13 protein-coding genes are annotated in these 13,223 nt (G+C 70.8%); 10 read left to right on the top strand and 3 right to left on the bottom strand.

Annotated features, from left to right (window positions below; genetic code table 11):
* Nucleotides 1-30: 30 nt before the first annotated feature.
* The 4 genes from KF737_RS01715 to KF737_RS01700 are packed head-to-tail and all read left to right on the top strand — an operon-like array spanning nucleotide 31 to nucleotide 2,882.
* A complete protein-coding gene (locus KF737_RS01715; RefSeq protein WP_296449726.1) occupies nucleotides 31-1,326 on the top strand; it encodes a lipoprotein-releasing ABC transporter permease subunit in 1,296 nt (431 codons plus the stop codon).
* Nucleotides 1,319-2,008, top strand: coding sequence for an ABC transporter ATP-binding protein (locus tag KF737_RS01710; RefSeq protein WP_296449724.1), 690 nt, complete (start codon nucleotides 1,319-1,321; stop codon nucleotides 2,006-2,008). Before KF737_RS01715 ends, KF737_RS01710 begins: the two co-directional genes overlap by 8 nt.
* 53 nt (nucleotides 2,009-2,061) lie before the next feature.
* Nucleotides 2,062-2,322 (top strand): hypothetical protein, encoded by a 261-nt coding sequence (locus KF737_RS01705; RefSeq protein WP_296449721.1) that lies wholly within the window; start codon nucleotides 2,062-2,064, stop codon nucleotides 2,320-2,322.
* Nucleotides 2,322-2,882: a hypothetical protein gene (locus KF737_RS01700; RefSeq protein ID WP_296449720.1), complete on the top strand. Its 561-nt coding sequence runs from the start codon at nucleotides 2,322-2,324 to the stop codon at nucleotides 2,880-2,882. Before KF737_RS01705 ends, KF737_RS01700 begins: the two co-directional genes overlap by 1 nt.
* A gap of 33 nt (nucleotides 2,883-2,915) precedes the next feature.
* Here KF737_RS01700 and KF737_RS01695 read toward each other — a convergent pair whose 3' ends face one another.
* Nucleotides 2,916-5,264: a serine/threonine-protein kinase gene (locus tag KF737_RS01695; RefSeq protein WP_296449717.1), complete on the bottom strand. Its 2,349-nt coding sequence runs from the start codon at nucleotides 5,262-5,264 to the stop codon at nucleotides 2,916-2,918.
* Nucleotide 5,265: 1 nt separating this feature from the next.
* Entirely contained in the window at nucleotides 5,266-5,826 is a 561-nt protein-coding gene (locus KF737_RS01690; protein WP_296449715.1) for an ECF-type sigma factor, read from the bottom strand.
* A 130-nt stretch (nucleotides 5,827-5,956) separates the two neighbouring features.
* On the opposite strand from KF737_RS01690, the gene KF737_RS01685 reads away from it, so the two are divergent.
* The 3 genes from KF737_RS01685 (at nucleotide 5,957) to dnaE (ending at nucleotide 10,291) form a co-directional block, all read left to right on the top strand.
* Complete coding sequence (locus tag KF737_RS01685) at nucleotides 5,957-6,547, top strand: PEPxxWA-CTERM sorting domain-containing protein (protein WP_296449713.1); 591 nt, start codon at nucleotides 5,957-5,959, stop codon at nucleotides 6,545-6,547.
* A 178-nt stretch (nucleotides 6,548-6,725) separates the two neighbouring features.
* Nucleotides 6,726-6,824, top strand: a complete 99-nt coding sequence (sidA, locus tag KF737_RS22425; RefSeq protein WP_367273201.1) for a cell division inhibitor SidA — start codon at nucleotides 6,726-6,728, stop codon at nucleotides 6,822-6,824.
* Nucleotides 6,825-6,850: 26 nt separating this feature from the next.
* A complete protein-coding gene (gene dnaE / locus KF737_RS01680; RefSeq protein WP_296449712.1) occupies nucleotides 6,851-10,291 on the top strand; it encodes a DNA polymerase III subunit alpha in 3,441 nt (1,146 codons plus the stop codon).
* A 6-nt stretch (nucleotides 10,292-10,297) separates the two neighbouring features.
* On the opposite strand, the gene KF737_RS01675 is transcribed toward dnaE, so the two are convergent.
* On the bottom strand, nucleotides 10,298-10,597 hold the full coding sequence (locus tag KF737_RS01675; RefSeq protein ID WP_296449710.1) for a hypothetical protein: 300 nt from the start codon (nucleotides 10,595-10,597) through the stop codon (nucleotides 10,298-10,300).
* 103 nt (nucleotides 10,598-10,700) lie between these two features.
* On the opposite strand from KF737_RS01675, the gene KF737_RS01670 reads away from it, so the two are divergent.
* The 3 genes from KF737_RS01670 (at nucleotide 10,701) to tsf (ending at nucleotide 13,184) form a co-directional block, all read left to right on the top strand.
* Nucleotides 10,701-11,036, top strand: a complete 336-nt coding sequence (locus tag KF737_RS01670; RefSeq protein ID WP_296449709.1) for a hypothetical protein — start codon at nucleotides 10,701-10,703, stop codon at nucleotides 11,034-11,036.
* 185 nt (nucleotides 11,037-11,221) lie between these two features.
* Complete coding sequence (rpsB, locus tag KF737_RS01665; RefSeq protein WP_296449707.1) at nucleotides 11,222-12,145, top strand: 30S ribosomal protein S2; 924 nt, start codon at nucleotides 11,222-11,224, stop codon at nucleotides 12,143-12,145.
* 94 nt (nucleotides 12,146-12,239) lie between these two features.
* On the top strand, nucleotides 12,240-13,184 hold the full coding sequence (tsf, locus tag KF737_RS01660; RefSeq protein ID WP_296449706.1) for a translation elongation factor Ts: 945 nt from the start codon (nucleotides 12,240-12,242) through the stop codon (nucleotides 13,182-13,184).
* Nucleotides 13,185-13,223 lie beyond the last annotated feature (39 nt).

Below are 13,223 nucleotides of genomic sequence, written 5' to 3'. Positions count from 1 at the left end.
CCTTCGAAGCTCCGACAGGAGCGAAGAAGGATGGCTGACGCCCGCGCCGTCATGGGCGGGCGCGCGGCGCCGTTCGGGCTCTGGGAACGGATGCTGGCGGCGCGCTACCTGCGCGCCCGGCGCAGCCAGGGCGGCGTGGGGCTGATCACGGTCATCTCGTTCTTCGGGATCATGCTGGCCGTGGCCGTGCTGATCGGGACGATGTCGGTGATGAACGGCTTCCGGTCGGAACTGCTGGGCCGGATCCTGGGCTTCCAGGGCCACCTGTTCGTCACCGGCGGCGTGCTGGACGGGGCGGAGCGCGACCGGGCCGTGGCGCGCATCCTGAAGGTGCCGGGCGTGACCCAGGCCGCGCCGATCATCGAGGCGCAGGCGATCGCGCTGGGCCCCGGCCAGATCACCGGGGCGCTGGTGCGCGGGATCAGCGCCAGGGACCTGGCCGAGACCCGGCTGGTCTCCGGACACATCACCGGCGGCGCGCTGCGGGACTTCGGCGTGGGCGAGTACGGCGGCGACGCCATCGTGGTCGGCGAGCGGCTGGCGCAGTCGCTGGGCGTGCGGCCGGGCGACATGCTCACGCTGATCTCGCCCTCGGGCGGCGCCACGGCGTTCGGCGGCGCGCCGCTGCAGAAGGCCTACACGGTGGCCGCCACCTTCAGCGTCGGCATGAGCCAGTACGACCAGGCCTACATCTACATGCCGCTGGCGCAGGCCCAGCTCTTCTTCGGCCGCGAGGACACCGCCGACGCCATCGAGGTCAAGGTGACCGACCCGGACCACGCCTCGCGCATGCGCGGGCCGATCGGCAAGGCGGCCGGGCCGGCGGCGCTGGTCAACGACTGGACGCAGCGGGACGTCGCCTTCTGGGGCGCGCTGTCGGTGGAGCGCACGGCGATGCGGATCATCCTGGGCATGCTGATCGTGATCGCGGCGCTGAACATCATCTCGGGCCTTGTCATGCTGGTGAAGAACAAGACGCGCGACGTGGCGATCCTGCGGACCATGGGCGCGGGGCAGGGGTCGGTCCTGCGCATCTTCTTCATGACCGGCGCGGCGATCGGCGGGGCCGGGACCCTGGCAGGCGTGGCGCTGGGCGTCCTGTTCTCGCTGAACATCGGGCCGATCCAGTCGGCGGTGGAGTGGGCGACCGGCGCGCAGGTGTTCGCCTCGGACGTCTATTACCTCTCGCGGCTGCCGGCGAAGGTGGACTGGCTGGAAGTGTTCTGGATCTCGGTCTTCTCGCTGGGCATGGCGTGCTTCTGGAGCCTGCTGCCGGCGTGGCGGGCCTCGAAGCTCGATCCCGTGGAGGCGCTCCGGTATGAGTGAGCCGGTCCTCTCCATCCGCGGCCTGGAGCGCACCTACGTCACCGCGGCGGGATCGCTGCCGGTGCTCAAGGGCGTGGACCTCGACGTGCAGGCGGGCGAGATCGTGGGCCTCGTCGGGCCGTCAGGGTCGGGCAAGTCGAGCCTGCTGCACGCGGCGGGCCTGCTGGAGCGCCCCGACGGCGGGCGGATCGCCATCCTGGGGACGGACTGCACGAACCTGAACGAGCGCGAGCGCACGCGGGTGCGGCTGGCGACCATCGGCTTCGTCTACCAGTTCCACCACCTGCTCCCGGAGTTCACCGCCCTCGACAACGTGGCGATCCCGATGATGATCGCTGGGACGCCGCAGGCGAAGGCGCGCGAGAGGGCGCGGGGGCTGCTGGGCGACCTCGGCCTCGGGGACCGCACCCACCACCAGCCGGCGCAGCTCTCGGGCGGCGAGCAGCAGCGGGTGGCGGTGGCGCGCGCCCTGGCCAACGCGCCGCGCCTGCTGCTGGCCGACGAGCCCACGGGCAACCTCGACCCGGCGACCTCGACGGCGGTGTTCGACAGCCTCTTCGACCTCGCCCGCGGGGCCGGCGTGGCGGCGCTGGTCGCGACCCACAACTTCGAGCTGGCGCGCCACATGGACCGCGTCTTCGCCCTCAAGGACGGCCACCTCGTGCCGTGGACGGCGGAATAGACGCCGTCGTTCGAAAGTCGTGATAGGTTGGCGCCGAACAGAAGTGACCCGATATGCTGACCGATCTGACAACACTGAAAGAACGGGTGCTTGCCGCCGCCAAGGGCTCAGACGTCGGCGCCAGCGTGTCGGATGTCATTCTGGAACCGGCCCAGGATGACGAGGGCGCCGACTTCCTCCGCGTGATCGTGCAGGTGAAGGATGTCGAGAAGGCCGGGGATGAGGCTTTCGAAGCGCTGCTGGAGCGGATTGAAGGGGCCGTGGCAGAGCTGGATGATCGGTACCCGAGCGTGCGCTTCGCGGACGCCGCTTAGTGGCGGCATACGACGAGGAGTTGCTCGAAGCGGCGCAGCGGCTACTCGCCCGCAGGACTGGTCAGCGAGGGAAGTTGGCGGCGGCCCGCATACGGCGAAGTATTTCGACGAGTTACTACGCCCTATTCCACTTCATCCTGGATGAGGTGTCCCTGCGCGTTGTGGGCGCGGGCAACGGTCTGCGCGTTCGTCGACGAATCTTAGCCAGAACCTTGGCGCATGCCGGCGTAAAGACCGCCCTCGACAAGGTACGAGGCGCCTCTGCCGACGTGTCGGTGGCCGACTTCCTGAGGCAGGATGGAGGCCAGGCGGCGAACGTCGCAGTTCCAGCCTTTGTCCAGAAGATGGCCAAGGCGTTCGCCGACGCCCAGGCGAAGCGCCACGACGCGGACTATGACTTGAACAAGTCGCTGAGCGAAGTCGACGCGAGGCTGCTGCACGCCCGGGTGGGGCGCGTCATCGCGGCCTGGCGAGGTGCGACGTCCAGGGCGGACCGCGACTTCAAGCACGCCCTTTGCGTTCTCATACTGCTCAAAGGCAAATTGCGCGCAGATCAATGACCCGGGGTCACGACCTTCGCCGGATGAGCGGAGTCAGGACCCTGCACCCAGGCGGGCCATGGTCCCGCACGTCGCGCGGGCCTTGGCTTCGACTTCCTTCAGCTCGGGGCCGCCGTCGAAGTCGTTGAGGGGGGTGCGTTTCCGGAGGTCGCGCCAGGCGGCGACGGCGGCCTGGTAGGCGGCGCAGGCCTCGCGGCGCTTGCCGGCGGCGAGGTAGATCTCGCCCAGCGGCTTCATCCCCACGGGGACCGCGCGGGCGGAGTTGTAGTCGTCGGGCCGGGCGGCGGCGGCGCGGCGGCGGGCCTCGACGCCGGCTGTGGCCTCGGCGATCGCCTCGGCGTGGCGGCCGTTGTCGCTGAGCGCCACGGCGTGCTGCATGCGCACGATGTTGTCGACGTGGCGCGCGCGCGGGCTGTCCTCGAAGGCGCCGAGCAGGGCGGAGACCTCGACGCCCCGTTGCGCGGCGGCCAGCTCGTCGGCGTGGCGGCCCATCTCCTGCAGGGTGCTGGAGAGGTTGAACTGGGTGAAGGCGAGCTGGTCGAGGATGCGGACGTCGCGGCCCCTGGCCCGCGCCTGCTCCAGCACCTCGGCGGCCTGGCGATAGATCGGCAGGGCGTCGCGCGGGCGCCTGGCGAAGTACGTCGCGTCGCCCAGCAGGTTGTAGGTCTTGGCGAGGCCGAGGGCGGCGTCCTCCGGATCGGCCGTGGGCGGCAGGGCGCGGTAGCCGGCGATCATCTGCGCGAGCAGCGGCGGCATGCGGTCGAACTGGCCCTCGTAGTTCATGAGGTTCGCGCGGCCGCCCAGGCAGTCGAGACGGGCGAAGTGGACGCGCGGGTCGTCCGGCCGGCGGCGCAGCAGGTCCTCGGCGCGGCGGCAGCTTTCGGCGTAGACGGCGCTGGCGCCCCCGGCGTCGTTGTCGATGTTCTGCAGGACGTGGGCGCGGGCGTTCAGCGTGCGGACCAGCTCCAGCTCGGTGTCGGGCCCCGCGTGGCCGGCGGCCATGAGGCGGCGCAGCTCGGCCTCGGCGCGGGCGAGGTCCTGCTTGCCGGTCCTGACGTCGCCCACCGCGTGGCCGCCCACCTGCGTCAGCGCCTCGCCCATGCGCGAATAGCCCTGGGCCACCTCCATGCGGATGTCGGGGCGGGCGCCCGGCCGGTCCAGCGCCTCGAGGTAGGCGCGCCCGCGGTCGGCGACGTCGTGGCGCAACTGTGCGGTGCCGGGGGCGCGGAGCAGGGCGCGGGTGACGTCGTCGAGCAGGTAGACCGACAGGCCGCGCACCTGGGCCAGCCGCTGCTCGGCGCGCAGGTAGAGGCTGGTGGTGACCGCCAGCGCCAGGACGAGCCCGGCCGCCGCCGCGGTCGCCGAGGCGATGGCCAGCGGGTGGCGGCGGGCGAAGAAGAGGGCGTTGCGCCGCAGGCTGGGCGGCCGCGCGCCGACCGGCTGGCGGATCAGCCAGCGCTCCACGTCGGCGGCGAGGTGGCGGACGTCCGGATAGCGGTCGGCGAGGGCGGGCGCGCGGGCCTTGGCGGCGACGGCGGCGAGCTCGGCGTCCATGCCGGTGGGCGCGGCCAGCTCCTCCAGCAGGACGCCGAGGGCATAGACGTCGTCGCCGGCGTGGGCGGGCTCGCCGGCCGCCTGCTGCGGGCTGGCGTAGCGGGCAGTGTGGGCGCGGGGGCGGCTGGCGCGCTCGGTCTCGCGGTTGGCCGCGTCGATCAGGGCGGCGATGCCGAAGTCGAGCACCTTCACGCCGACGCCGCGGTCGACGACGACGTTGCTGGGCTTCAGGTCGGCGTGGATGACGCCGTTGGCGTGGGCGTGCCCGACGCCGGCGCAGAGCTCCAGGAAGAGGCGCAGGCGCGCCTTCAGCGGCGCGCCGGCCGTGGCGACGTGATCGGTGATGGAGAGGCCCTCGACCCGCTCCATGACGATGTAGGACAGGCCCTCGGGCGTGACGCCGCCGTCGAAGAGCTGGGTGATGTGCGGGTGGCGCAGGCGCGCGAGGATGCGGCGCTCCAGCGCGAACTGCTCGGCGGCCGAGGCCGAGAAGAGGCCGCCGCGCATCAGCTTGATCGCCACCGTCTGCTCGAAGCCGCCCTCGATGCGCTCGCCGCGGTAGACCAGGCCCATGCCGCCGCGGCCCAGTTCCTCGGCGAGGCGGTAGGCGCCGACCCGTTCCGGCGGCTGGATCTCGAACGGCGAGACCGGTTCCGCCGGCGCCGTGGGCAGGTCGTCGGCGCGGGCGTGGGCGCTCAGCAGGCGGCGGACGGCGGCGACCAGGGCGGGCTCATCGGCGTGCCTGCGGGCGAGCAGGGCCTCGGGGTCGTCCCACCCCAGGGCTTCGTCGAAGACTTCCAGGACCCGCCGCTCGAAGGCCGCGTCCATGTCAGTCGGGGACCTCGAGCGCGCTCAGCAGCCACGCCCGCGCGCCGCGCCAGCGCCGCTCGACCGTGCTTTCCGAGATTCCCAGGGCGTGGGCCGCCTCCGCCAGCGTCAGGCCGGCGTAGAAGCGCAGTTCGACCACGCGGGCGCGCTCGGGGTCGACCTCGAACAGGCGCGCCAGCACCTCGTCGAAGTGCTCCAGGTCGAACACCGCGCCGCGGTCGTCGTGGCGCCACAGGGTGAGCGCGGGCGGCGCCTGGCGCTTGCCGGCGCGCTGGCGGCGCACCTCGTCCAGCAGGGTCTGGCGCATGATCCGCGCCGTGGTGGCCAGGAAGTGGGTGCGGTCGCGCCAGTCCATCCGCTCCAGCTTGAGGATGCGGATGGCGGCCTCGTGGGCGAGGTCGGTGGGCTGGAGGGCGAGGCGGCCGGCGTCGTCGCGCAGGACGCGCCGGGCGATCTTGCGGAACTCGGCGTAGTGGGCGGCCAGCAGGCGGTCGCGACCGCGGGCCTCGCCGCGCGCGACGGAGTCCCAGAGGGTGTCGTCCTGCCGATACGCGTGGCTCACGCGTCGAACCTCCCACAGCCGGTCCACGAGCCTACAGGAACCCGCCGTCATGAAAATCGGGTTCGCCGCTGACGGGATTTCCGGCGGGCCCGCGCCTTTCTCCATGTACAGCAACGGTTGGGGTGAATTCATGCGTAGTTTCCTGGCGGCCGCGGCCGCAGCGATCGCTCTGGCGGCCGGTCCGGCGCTGGCCGACGTCACCTACACGTTCAAGGCGGCGCCGACCGACTGGGAGCCGTTCGACTTCTCCTTCACGACGAGCGACTTCCTCGGGGCCGGCGACCCTTTCAGCTTCGCGGCCTTCACGATCAATCACGGCGACGACTCGTTCGAGATCACGCACGGGGCGACGACGGTGTTCGCGGGGCAGGGCAACTGTTTCCTCTTCGCCACCGCCGGCGTCGCGCTGAACGGCGGCGACGGCGTGCAGTGCGGGTTGCCGGCTGACTATGCGCCCGGCGAGGCGGCGTTCTGGTTCTTCACGGGTGACGAATTCCTGCCGTCTTCCGTCGGGCTCTACACCGACCGCTACGTCGCGGTGTTCGGCGGCGGATCGGACGGCGGCGCGCTAGGCGGCGAGGACTTCGTCGCGCGCCTCAACATCACCGGCGCTCCTGGCGGCGGCGGCGTGCCGGAGCCGGGCGCCTGGGCCCTGATGATCCTGGGCTTCGGCATGGCCGGCGGCCTGCTGCGCCGCAGCCGGGCCTTCGCCGCGGCCTGAAGCCATCGGTCGACCGGACGGGCTTCGGGGGCGGACCTTCCGCGCCACGGAGTCGTCCGGTCCGCCTGATGCGACGCGTACCCCCGCAGCATCCAGTGGCTTGACTGTGAGAACAAAAGAAGAATAAGAACGAAAATAGAACGCGCCGCAGGTTCTCCACAGGCGCCTCACAGGAAGGATGCGGAAGATGGTTCGGATCGCGCGGGAATCGCTGGCCTTTGCGTCAGTGGCGAGCTTTGTCTGGCTCGTCTGTTCGGTGGCCGGCATGGTGAGCTGACCGCCATGCGAATGGGGGATCAGGCCTTGGCGGAGGGACGCGGCGAAGGGTTCGTCCACCTCCGGGTGCGGTCCGCCTATTCGTTGCTGGAAGGCGCCATCAAGGCCGACAAGATCGGCGGGCTGGCCAAGGCCGACGGCATGCCGGCGGTGGCGCTCTGCGACCGGGCGAACCTGTTCGGGGCGCTGGAGTTCTCGGTCGCGACGAAGGGCGAGGGGGTGCAGCCCATCATCGCCTGCGCGATCCCGGTGCTGGGGATCGGCGAGGCGCCGCCGGAACGCTGGGCCAAGGTCCCCACGGTGGTCCTCATCGCCCAGAACGAGCCGGGTTACCTCAACCTCTGCGAGCTCTCCTCCAAGGCCTACGTCGATATCGAGGCCAGCGACGAGCCGCACGTGCGCTGGGAGACGGTCTGCGCCCACGCCGAGGGGCTGATCCTGCTGTCGGGCGGGCCCGACGGGCCGGTCGACCACCTGCTGGCGGCGGGCAAGGCCAAGGAAGGCCGCGCGGCGCTGGCCGAGATGAAGCGCGCGTTCGGCGACCGCTTCTACGTGGAGCTGCAGCGGCACGGGGCGCCGGCCGAGGCGGCCGCCGAGGCCGAACTGGTGGGCTTCGCCTACGACGAGGACGTGGCCCTGGTCGCCACCAACGACGTCTACTTCAAGAACGCCCAGGCCCACGGCGCCCACGACGTGCTGCTCTGCATCGCCGACGGCAGCTTCGTGGGCCAGGACGACCGGCGGCGCGTGACCGCCGAGCACGGCTTCAAGTCCTCGCACGAGATGCGGGCCCTGTTCGCCGACCTGCCCGAGGCCTGCGACAACACCCTCGATATCGCGCGGCGCTGCGCGTTCATGGTCAGCAAGCGCGACCCGCTGCTGCCGCGCTTCACGGACGGCGAGGTCTCCGAGGCCGACGAACTCGCCCGCCAGGCCCGCGACGGGCTCAGGCTGCGCATGGCCGAGGGCCGCGCCAACGCCTTCCCGGCCGCCGACTACGAGGCCCGCCTGGACCGCGAGATCCAGGTGATCACCCAGATGGGGTTCCCCGGCTACTTCCTGATCGTGTCGGACTTCATCAAGTGGGCGAAGGCGCGCGGCATCCCGGTGGGGCCGGGGCGCGGCTCGGGCGCGGGCTCGCTGGTGGCCTATTCGCTGACCATCACCGACCTCGACCCGTTGCAGTACGGCCTGCTGTTCGAGCGCTTCCTGAACCCGGAACGCGTGTCGATGCCCGACTTCGACATCGACTTCTGCCAGGAGCGCCGCGAAGAGGTCATCACCTACGTCCAGCAACGCTACGGGCGCGACAAGGTCGCCCAGATCATCACCTTCGGCACGTTGCAGGCGCGCGCGGTCCTGCGGGACGTCGGCCGGGTGCTGCAACTGCCGCTGGGCCAGGTGGACCGGCTGGCCAAGATGGTGCCGGCCAACCCCGCCAACCCGGTGACGCTGGCCCAGGCCATCGAGGTGGAGCCGCGGCTGCAGGAGGAGCGCAAGCGCGACGAGGCGGTGGCCCGCCTGCTGGAGATCGCTCTGCAACTGGAGGGTCTCTACCGCAACGCCTCGACCCACGCCGCCGGCGTCGTCATCGGCGACCGGCCGCTGACGCAACTGACGCCGCTCTACCGCGACCCGCGCTCGGAGCTGCCCGCCACACAGTTCAACATGAAGTGGGTGGAGAGCGCCGGGCTGGTGAAGTTCGACTTCCTGGGCCTGAAGACGCTCACCGTCATCGACCGGGCCGTGAAGTACCTGGAGAAGCGCGGCGAGGTGGTCGACATGGCCAAGCTGCCGCTCGACGACACGCCCACCTACGAGCTGATGAGCAACGCCCAGACGATCGGGGTCTTCCAGTTCGAAGGCCAGGGCATGCGCGACGCCCTGCGGCAACTGCGGCCCAACTCCATCGAGGACGTCACCGCCATCGGCGCGCTCTACCGCCCGGGGCCGATGGACAACATCCCGACCTTCGTCGACTGCAAGTTCGGCCGGAAGGAGATCGACTACCTGCACCCCATGCTGGAGGGGGTGCTGAAGGAGACCTACGGCATCATCGTCTACCAGGAACAGGTGATGCAGATCGCCCAGATCCTGGCCGGCTACAGCCTGGGCGAAGCCGACCTCCTGCGCCGCGCCATGGGCAAGAAGAAGAAGGAGGAGATGGAGCTCCAGCGGGCGCGCTTCGTCTCCGGCGCCGAGGCCAAGGGCGTGCCGGCGGCCCAGTCGGGCGCGATCTTCGACCTGGTGGACAAGTTCGCGGGCTACGGCTTCAACAAGTCCCACGCCGCAGCCTACGCCTTCCTGAGCTACCAGACGGGCTGGCTGAAGGCGAACCATCCGGTCGAGTTCTTCGCGGCCTCGATGAGCCTCGACATGGCCAACACCGACAAGCTGGCGGTCTTCTACCAGGACGCCAGGCGGGTCGGGGTGAGGATCCAGCCGCCCTGCGTGAACCGCTCGATGGCCGACTTCGACGTCGCGAACGGCGAGGTGCTGTATGCGCTGGGCGCCATCCGCAACGTCGGCCTGCAGGCGATGGAGCATGTGGTGGCGGTCCGCAAGGACGGCGGGCCGTTCAGGGACATCTTCGACTTCGTCGAGCGGGTCGACCCGCGGCAGGTCAACAAGCGCACGTTCGAGACGCTCGCGCGCGCCGGCGCGTTCGACGCGATCCACCCGAACCGCGCGCAACTGGTCGAGGCGGCGGACCTGCTGCTGAGCGTCGGCCAGACGGTGTCGGCCCAGCGGGAATCGGAGCAGGGCGGCCTCTTCGGCGACGGCACCGCCGACCTGATCCAGGCCCAGCGGAGCAAGATGCCGCGCCGCGACAACTGGACGCCGACCGAGCGGCTGGACCAGGAACTGGTGGCGGTGGGCTTCTACCTCTCGGGCCACCCGCTGGACGACATGATCGAGGCGCTGCGGCGCAAGCGCACCGACCTGCTGACCGACGCGGTGGCCAAGGCGGCCGCCGGGGCCGAGGCGCTGCGGATGGCCGGCGTGGTGCGCCGCAAGCAGGAGCGGCCGTCGCGCAGCGGCGAGAAGTTCGCCTTCGTCACCTTCTCGGACCCGACCGGCGAGTACGAGGTGCTGTTCCCGCCCGAGAGCCTGCGCAAGTGCCGCGAGCTGCTGGAGCCCGGCAGGGCGGTCGTGCTGAAGGTGCGCGCCAAGGCCAGCGACGGCGAGGTGCGCTTCTTCGGCGACGACGTGGAGCCGGTGGAGACGGCGGTCGCGAACGTGGTGGCGGGCCTGCGCGTCCACGTCCAGCCGAGGAGCGCCGAGATCGAGGCGATCAAGAAGCGGCTGGGCGTCTCGAACGGGAAGGGCGGCGAGGTGGTGCTGACCGCCCGGCTGGAGAACAACCGCGAGGTGGAGCTCAGGCTGCCGGGCCGGTTCGTGCTGGACGGCGCGGTCCGCGGCGCGCTGAAGACCGCGCCGGGCGTCGTGTTCGTCGAGGACCTCTGACGAGCGTCAGTAGGACGCGCCGCGGCGGTGGGGCTTGGACGGGAAGGCGGAGGCGTCGCCGCCGGTCTTCCGGGCGCCCGGCTGGATGAGGCCGGAGTAAGCGGCCTGGGCGAACGGGTCGCTGCTGGGGTCGGCGCTGAACGCATTGGCGCCGGACTGACGCCCGGCCCGGTCATGCGGGGTTTTCTGGGTCGCCGCGGCGGCGGACGGGTGGTGTCGCGGATGGCCGGAGGTCTTCGCCAGGGCCGGAGCGGCGGCGAGGGCCAGGGAGACGACGGGGACGATCAGGGCGAGGCGGTAACGCATCGTGCAGCCCTCCAGGTTGCCGAGGGGAGCGTATCGCCGGTATTGTGACGAGTGTGCGGCGCTTGCATGTCCGGCGCATTGCCGGGGCGCAGAGGAGGGCACGATGAACCCAGGGTGGATCGCGGCGGCGGCGGTGCTGGTCGCCGGGCCGGCCATGGCGCAGGGCACGTTCTCGCCGGGGCAGAAGCCGGGCTCGACGTTCGGAGGGTCCGCCTCGCCGTCGACCCCGAAGCCCGGGTCGTACCTGCCCTCGACCCCGCCCGCGCCGGCCGCGAAGCCGCGGACGACCTACGGCGCGCCCGAAGCGCCGACGGCCAAGGGCTTCGAGCCGTACAAGCCCTTCAGCGGCAGTTCGGTCTATTCGAGCCCCAGCGCCTCGGCGAAGCCCGACCCGTGCAAGACCAGCGTCTACATGAACGCCTGCGACAAGAAGCGGTGATCGGGCCGGGGCGCGCGGCTGCCCTGCGCGCTTGATTTTCCGGCGCAATCCCACTACATGCGCCGCTCCAATCCACACGCGGGTGTGCGGCTTGGCGGGGAGACATCCCGTCAATTCCGTTCCGGTCCCTCCTCGGAGGGGTTTGCCCGCGGCGGTCCAACCGGAAGAAAGACGAGTTACAGACGATGGCTCTGCCTGAATTCTCCATGCGCCAACTGCTCGAGAGCGGCGCCCACTTCGGCCACCAGACGCACCGCTGGAACCCGAAGATGGACAAGTACATCTTCGGTTCGCGCTCCAACATCCATATCATCGACCTGTCGCAGTCGATCCCGCTGCTGCACCAGGCGCTGGTGAAGGTGCGTGAAGTCGCCGCCGGCGGCGGCCGCATCCTGTTCGTCGGCACGAAGCGCCAGGCGTCGGAGCCGATCGCTACGGCCGCCAAGCGCTGCGCCCAGTACTACGTGAACCACCGCTGGCTGGGCGGCACGCTCACCAACTGGCGCACCGTGTCGGGCTCGATCCAGCGCCTGCGCGAGACCGACGCGCTGGTGACCGGCGAAGGCCAGGGCCGTTCGAAGAAGGAGCTGCTGCAACTGACGCGCGAGCGCGACAAGCTGGAGCTCTCCCTGGGCGGCATCAAGGACATGGGCGGCATCCCCGACCTGATGTTCGTGATCGACACCAACAAGGAAGCGATCGCGATCCAGGAAGCCCGGAAGCTGAACATCCCGGTGATCGCCATCCTGGACACCAATTCGAACCCGGACGGCATCACCTATCCGATCCCGGGCAACGACGATGCCGCGCGCGCCATCCAGCTCTACTGCGACCTGATGGCCGATGCGATCCTCGACGGCCTGGCCGCCGGCCAGGCGGCCTCGGGCGTCGACCTGGGCGCGTCGGAAGCTCCGATGGAGCCGGCGCTGGCCCGTGCGGCCGCTCCGGCGCCCGCGGCGGAGCCCGAAGTCGCCCCGGCGGAAGCCGCGGCCCTCGAGGCGGAAATGTCCGGTGAAGCGGCTCCGGCGGCCGAGCCCGATACCACCGCCGCGGCGGACGAGACGGCCTCTGAAGGCGCCGACGCGGCGAGCGAAGAAAAGGCCGGCTGAGCGCACCCCGCGCTCGGCTGACACAAAACCCTGACGGACGGCCCTCATCGAAGGGCCGTCCCGATTCACGAGTCTCTTTCTCAAGGAGCTGACCATGGCGGAAATCACCGCTGCGCTGGTCAAGGACCTGCGCGAAAAATCCGGCGCCGGCATGATGGACTGCAAGAAGGCGCTGCAGGAGAACAACGGCGACGTCGAGGCGTCGATGGACTGGCTGCGGACCAAGGGCATCGCGAAGGCGGCCAAGAAGGCCGACCGCGCGGCGGCCGAAGGTCTGGTGGCCGGCAAGATCGCCGCCGACGGCAAGTCGGGCGCTCTCGTCGAGTTCAACGCCGAGACCGACTTCGTGGCCAAGAACGACCAGTTCCAGAGCGCGGCGCGTGAATTCGCGACCGTGGCGCTGGGAACCGACGGGACCGTGGACGCCATCGCGGCGGCCAAGACCTCCAAGGGCGAAGTCGTCAGCGACGTGGTGACCAACCTGATCGCCACGATCGGCGAGAACATGCGCATCCGCCGCGCCGCCAGGCTCGCGGTGGATCAGGGCGCCGTCGCGCTCTACCTGCACAACAAGCAGGGCGACGACGTGGCGAAGCTGGCGGTGCTCGTGGCGCTGGAAGGCGCCGGCGATCAGGCCACGCTGGCCGAAGTGGCGCGCAAGATCGCGCTCCACGTGGCCGGTACGCCGACCCCGCCGCTGGCGCTGACCTCGGCCGATCTGGATCCGGGCGTCGTCGCCAAGGAGCGCGAAATCCAGACCCAGATGGCGATCGAGTCGGGCAAGCCCCGCGAGATCGCCGAGAAGATGGTCGAGGGCCGCATCCGCAAGTGGCAGGAAGAAGTCGTGCTCATGGTCCAGCCGTTCGTCATGAACCCTGACCAGACGATCGAGCAGCTCGTGGCCGAGACGGCCAAGAGCGTCGGCTCGCCGGTCGCGCTGAAGGGCTTCGTGCGCTTCGCGCTCGGCGAGGGCGTCGACAAGGGTCCGGAAGGCCCCGACTTCGCCGCCGAAGTGGCCTCGATGACCGGCGCGGCCTAAACCGCACCTGCACCAAGACCCGGGGCGCCGCACGTTCGA

The organism is Phenylobacterium sp. (assembly GCF_019636135.1).
Taxonomy (GTDB): domain Bacteria; phylum Pseudomonadota; class Alphaproteobacteria; order Caulobacterales; family Caulobacteraceae; genus Phenylobacterium.
The sequence above is the reverse complement of the archived record's forward strand: the minus strand, read 5'-3'. Positions and strand labels throughout refer to the sequence as shown.

What these genes read in the sequence shown, in the direction of transcription:
- KF737_RS01715 (WP_296449726.1), top strand. Translation starts at nt 31, where the DNA reads ATGGCTGACGCCCGCGCCGTCATGGGCGGGCGCGCGGCGCCGTTCGGG.
- KF737_RS01710 (WP_296449724.1), top strand. Translation starts at nt 1,319, where the DNA reads ATGAGTGAGCCGGTCCTCTCCATCCGCGGCCTGGAGCGCACCTACGTC.
- KF737_RS01705 (WP_296449721.1), top strand. Translation starts at nt 2,062, where the DNA reads ATGCTGACCGATCTGACAACACTGAAAGAACGGGTGCTTGCCGCCGCC.
- KF737_RS01695 (WP_296449717.1), bottom strand. Translation starts at nt 5,264, where the DNA reads ATGGACGCGGCCTTCGAGCGGCGGGTCCTGGAAGTCTTCGACGAAGCC.
- KF737_RS01685 (WP_296449713.1), top strand. Translation starts at nt 5,957, where the DNA reads ATGCGTAGTTTCCTGGCGGCCGCGGCCGCAGCGATCGCTCTGGCGGCC.
- sidA (WP_367273201.1), top strand. Translation starts at nt 6,726, where the DNA reads ATGCGGAAGATGGTTCGGATCGCGCGGGAATCGCTGGCCTTTGCGTCA.
- KF737_RS01675 (WP_296449710.1), bottom strand. Translation starts at nt 10,597, where the DNA reads ATGCGTTACCGCCTCGCCCTGATCGTCCCCGTCGTCTCCCTGGCCCTC.
- KF737_RS01670 (WP_296449709.1), top strand. Translation starts at nt 10,701, where the DNA reads ATGAACCCAGGGTGGATCGCGGCGGCGGCGGTGCTGGTCGCCGGGCCG.
- rpsB (WP_296449707.1), top strand. Translation starts at nt 11,222, where the DNA reads ATGGCTCTGCCTGAATTCTCCATGCGCCAACTGCTCGAGAGCGGCGCC.
- tsf (WP_296449706.1), top strand. Translation starts at nt 12,240, where the DNA reads ATGGCGGAAATCACCGCTGCGCTGGTCAAGGACCTGCGCGAAAAATCC.